Here is a 4603-nt window from a genome sequence, read left to right as displayed (position 1 = left end):
ATTGCTGGCGGTAATTTGGCAGGGGCAACGCGGGTTGGTACGCTGCACGATTTACGCTTTGTGTTTTTAGATAATGATACCAGAGTGCTATTTTGTACTGCTTATGATGGCGATTGGGACCCTTATATCGACGACTTTGCGACCAAAATTCCTGAGCTGATGGACATTTTATTTGGCAGCGTCGAAGGTTGGCCTGGCATTAAAGACCCGAGTGTCAAACAGTTCATTTTAGATCATCAAATCACTGCCGCTGGTTGGTATGTAGGAGTTCCGCACCTGACTATTCAAGATATTCGCCGCCAAGATCGCATCGTCAAAGGCATTAATAAAGCGCTGGATGAAGCACAGTCTTAAAGTTTGTGATAAAACAATAAGATATTACTGATTTATGCCATTCTTTTATATCATCATTTTTTGATGGGCTGGGTGATATAAAAGGTAAGGGCAAAGTAAACTCAGACAATGATAAAAATAAGGTTAACAATGAGTAAAAACACTCGAAATAATAATAAAAATGATAGTACTTCAATAGATAATCATCCTTTAACCAGCAAACTGCATGCATTAAAAGACGAGTTTGGTAATCGTATTGAAGACAGCAATATTGAATCTTGGTTAGCAGATATTAAAAAAGAAGTCGGCGACGGTATCGAGACCTTAGCGAATAAAGCACGCGGCGTCTTTAATCCAAATACCGTCACCATGCAGCTAGAAGACATTCAATCCATTATTTTACGCGATCGACCAACGCCTTATTATGGAACAATCGTTGCGTTGAAAATCAATAATGCAGAATCTGGGCGCCAACTTTTGAAAACCGTTTTGCCAGACGTGACGGGCAGTAAGGCGTGGCATAAAGACATGCAAGCGACGCTATCTATTGTCATGACTTATGATGGTTTAGAGGCGCTTGGCGTGCCGCGGTCGTCATTAGACAGCTTTCCAGAATCCTTTAAAGCAGGTATGGCAAAGCGCGCAGAAAAGCTGCGTGATTTCGATATCAATGCGCCCGAAAACTGGGCTGCTCCTTTTGGTGATAAAGGAGATATCCATGTCGGTGCGGCCATCATTGCTGATAGTAAAAAGAAATGGCAAATAAAGCTGAAGGAGCTGCAAGACAATATCCAGTCATATATCGACGAGAATAATCGCGCCAAGGGCGATATTGAGATTCTTATGGAGCATGCTTTCGGTTCAGACAATAATGTCAAAAACGTCTTTGGCTATCGCGATGGTATCAGTAATCCAGAGATTCAAGGCAGCGGTATTCAAACGCCGCCAAGTCTTGACGGTGAGGCGATAGCAGCAGGCGAGTTCGTATTAGGTTATGAAGGCGAGGCGGGCACGATAGCACCAATGCCGCAGCCAGAAGTCTTGGGCAAAAACGGCTCATTTATGGTATTGCGTGCCTATAACAGTCATGTCGCCGCCTTTAATAAATTTCTAAAAGAAAATACGCAGAGTGACGAAGAAGCGGAGTTGCTGGGCGCAAAAATGTGGGGACGTTGGCGCTCAGGTGCGCCTTTGGTCTTATCTCCTGAGCACGATGATAAAGCACTGGGCGATGACCCCAACCGCAACAATAACTTTGGCTATAAAGACGACCCTTATGGCAAAAAATGTCCATTTGGTGCCCATGTACGGCGTATGAATCCAAGAGACAGCAAAGACTTTATTTTATCAGACGTACGTATTCACCGTATCGTTAGGCGCAGCGTTGGTTTTGGCGAGGTGTTGCCGCCCGATGTGACTGAAGATGATGGTAAAGAGCGCGGGTTATTCTTTATTGGTATCAATGCTCATGCTATGGAGACTGTTGAATTTTTACAATCGCAATGGATTAATGATGGTAATTTTATGAGCTTGGGAGAAGAGAAAGATCCGATGCTTGGTGTCCATCACGGCGATAAAGACGCTGCTGCTGATACCTTTACCGTACCTGCTGACCCAATTCGTCAGCGCTATCACGGTATCGAAACTTTCAATACCTTATACGGCGGTGAGTATTTATTTATCCCAAGCTTATCGGCGCTAAAATGGATGAGTGAATTGTCTTAAAGCTTAAAAATACCGTTTTATTTACAAGAACAGCTACTGATAAAAAAGGATTAAAAAAATGTTAAAAAAATTATTCAAACCTAAATATGTACCTTATAATGCAAAATATATTGCGCTGAGCGCAGAAGACGAGCGTAATATTCGCACCATTACCGACGATATCAAAAACTATATTGCTCGAAGTGATAAAGCCAGTAATGTCGATTATCATACGCGCGATGCCCATGCCAAAGGCTACTGCGCGCTTAAAGCCAAGTTTGAGATATTAGATAGTTTGCCTGCTGAATACGCGCAAGGTCTTTATGCCAAAGCAGGCATTCATGATGCCGTCATTCGCTTCTCTAACGGTGCCTCGCGCGTTTCGCCTGATCGTAAGCTTGGCTTAGCGCAAGGTTTAGCGATTAAGGTCTTTGACGTAGCGGGTGAAAAACTCGCTCCCAGCGAAGAAGATAGTCCTAACTTCGATTTTAATTTAATCAATCATCCGGTGTTTTTCTGTAATCGAATCGAAGATTATGCCTATATCTCTAAGCTGTTTTTAGAGCTGCCAAAATACGCTGAAAAAGGCGCAAGAGGCAAAGCGCAATTGGCTTTTAATTGGTTGACCAATTACGGCTCAAGATTACCGACCAAAGAATCTTTTAAAACCTTTAAAGCACTGGGCGGATTTATAACCATTGAGCCAAAAAACACCTTGCTTTATGATTTTCATTCACAAGGCGTAGTGCGTCATGGCGACTATATGGCGAAGATAAGAGTCACACCAACCAAAGCAGCGGCTAAAAAAATCACCCGTCGTGAGCTTGATGTAAATGCACGCGAGGAAGCAATTCGCCCGCTGATTATCAATGAAATACGCGAGCATGATTATCAGTTTGATGTGCAGATTCAGCTGTGTCGCAGTCTTAAAAAGCAGCCGATTGAAGAGATAACCACCGAATGGAAAGAGTCTGATGCGCCATTTGTGACGGTAGCGAGACTGACAATTCCTTGTCAAGATGTGCCGGATGACGGTCATTTTGAGATTATGGAAAACTTATCTTTTACACCGTTTCGCTGCCTAGAGGAAAACCGTCCGATTGGCAATTTGCAGCAGTCGCGATTAAAGGCCTATCAAATAGCTTCAGAAACTCGTCATAAACTAAACGACGTTAAACGCCGCGAACCTAAAAGCCTAAAAGGAACGTTTGATAAATCATTTTTTTAATCACCTCTAAGTGCCTAGAAGTTTATAAAGCAAAAGTCTAAGTAAAAAACGAAGGCACAAAAAAGAGCCAGTAGGTAAACTACTGGCTCTTTTCTTTCAATGGATTTTAGTAAAAATACAGATGTTACTTAAGCAATTATTAATTAACTACCAGTCATTATTTATGGTTATTATAGTTGGCAGTTAACTTGGTATTCTTGACCCTTGTCTGTTTTGATGGTCATGATGCCGTAATCGGCTTTGGTGTGCCAATCATAAGTGGTTTGTGGGTTCACATCGTTGACATAACGAGCGCCAGAACCTGATACCGCTTGTTTCATGCTAACTTTAGCGTTGTTTAAGCCAACTTTTGGCAAAGTAACGTTTAGGTTGGCGGCTTGACCGTTTGCAGTATAGGCAGCCGTGATTTGACCGTTGTCTTCACAGGTGAATGACTGGGCTACTTGCTGAGTATTGGCAGGTGGCGTTGTGGTGGTTGGCGCACTGGTGGCACAAGCAGCTAAAAGTACAGCAAAAGGGGCAACAGCGAATAATTTTTTCATAATAGTCCTCAAAATTTAATGTGAATTTTATTGGTTACGCTAAAGACGTATCATACAATAAAAAATGTAATTTCGTGTTGTGGTTCGTATTTGGGCAAGTAACATCAGCTAGCCGTTTTATCACTGCATGCTATGGTCCGCAAAGCTTGGCATATTTCCTTGAATATTATGCGCCTGATGTTAATGGTATGGTTTTGCTCGCCCTTTATTTGAAATAAAAACCAACACCGCACTTAATATCACTGCGCTTGCAATAATAAAATCTAAAGTCAATTTCTCTGACAAAAATATCATTCCGAATAGGGCGGCAAGTACCGGCACACAAAGTTGCACTACTGCTGATTGGATAGTTTTTAAGAGCGGCATCGCCATATACCAGACACTGTAACCGATGCCAGAAGCGATAGCACCTGCCGCGACTGACAATATGACACCTGTCATGCTGATATCGTTTAAATAACTCATACCTAATAATGCCAATATCGGCACAGCCACTAGGCTTCTTAAAAAATTAAAGCCAGTCGTTCTGAGCGGTGAGACGCAGCTTTTACCACGTATGCTATAGATACCCCAAGCGCTACCGCTTATTGCCATTATAAGCGCCGCAGAAAAGGAAGGCGTGCTAGCTGATGGCAGCATCAAGTACACAAAACCTATCAATGCTACTAAAAGTGCTGTCCACTGTACGCGAGTTAATGGTTCTTTATGATAAATGCCCCAACCAATCATCGTAAGCTGTACGGCGGCAAATAAAATAAGCGCGCCCGTCCCCGTATCAAGTGCTTGGTAAGCCACT

The 4603-nt window shown here is 42.6% G+C and carries 4 protein-coding genes and 1 pseudogene; 3 read left to right on the top strand and 2 right to left on the bottom strand.

Going from position 1 to position 4603, the window contains the following annotated elements; translation table 11 throughout:
• The 3 genes and pseudogenes from V7D75_RS04630 to V7D75_RS04620 form a co-directional block, all read left to right on the top strand.
• Positions 1-354, top strand: a pseudogene (locus V7D75_RS04630) (hypothetical protein); the annotation flags it as partial.
• Positions 355-483: 129 nt separating this feature from the next.
• Complete coding sequence (locus V7D75_RS04625) at positions 484-2058, top strand: Dyp-type peroxidase (protein ID WP_333613606.1); 1575 nt, start codon at positions 484-486, stop codon at positions 2056-2058.
• A 58-nt stretch (positions 2059-2116) separates the two neighbouring features.
• Positions 2117-3265, top strand: a complete 1149-nt coding sequence (locus V7D75_RS04620; protein ID WP_333613605.1) for a catalase family protein — start codon at positions 2117-2119, stop codon at positions 3263-3265.
• 170 nt (positions 3266-3435) lie between these two features.
• On the opposite strand, the gene V7D75_RS04615 is transcribed toward V7D75_RS04620, so the two are convergent.
• Complete coding sequence (locus V7D75_RS04615) at positions 3436-3807, bottom strand: MliC family protein (RefSeq protein ID WP_333613604.1); 372 nt, start codon at positions 3805-3807, stop codon at positions 3436-3438.
• A gap of 180 nt (positions 3808-3987) precedes the next feature.
• On the bottom strand, positions 3988-4603 hold a 616-nt coding region (locus V7D75_RS04610), incomplete at its 5' end, for a DMT family transporter (protein WP_333613603.1).

This window comes from Psychrobacter sp. (assembly GCF_036731945.1).
Taxonomy (GTDB): Bacteria; Pseudomonadota; Gammaproteobacteria; order Pseudomonadales; family Moraxellaceae; genus Psychrobacter.
Note: the sequence above shows the minus strand (reverse complement) of the source record. Positions and strands in the feature narration are given on the sequence as shown.

Coding starts and splice junctions, on each gene's coding strand:
- V7D75_RS04625 (WP_333613606.1), top strand. CDS start 484: ATGAGTAAAAACACTCGAAATAATAATAAAAATGATAGTACTTCAATA.
- V7D75_RS04620 (WP_333613605.1), top strand. CDS start 2,117: ATGTTAAAAAAATTATTCAAACCTAAATATGTACCTTATAATGCAAAA.
- V7D75_RS04615 (WP_333613604.1), bottom strand. CDS start 3,807: ATGAAAAAATTATTCGCTGTTGCCCCTTTTGCTGTACTTTTAGCTGCT.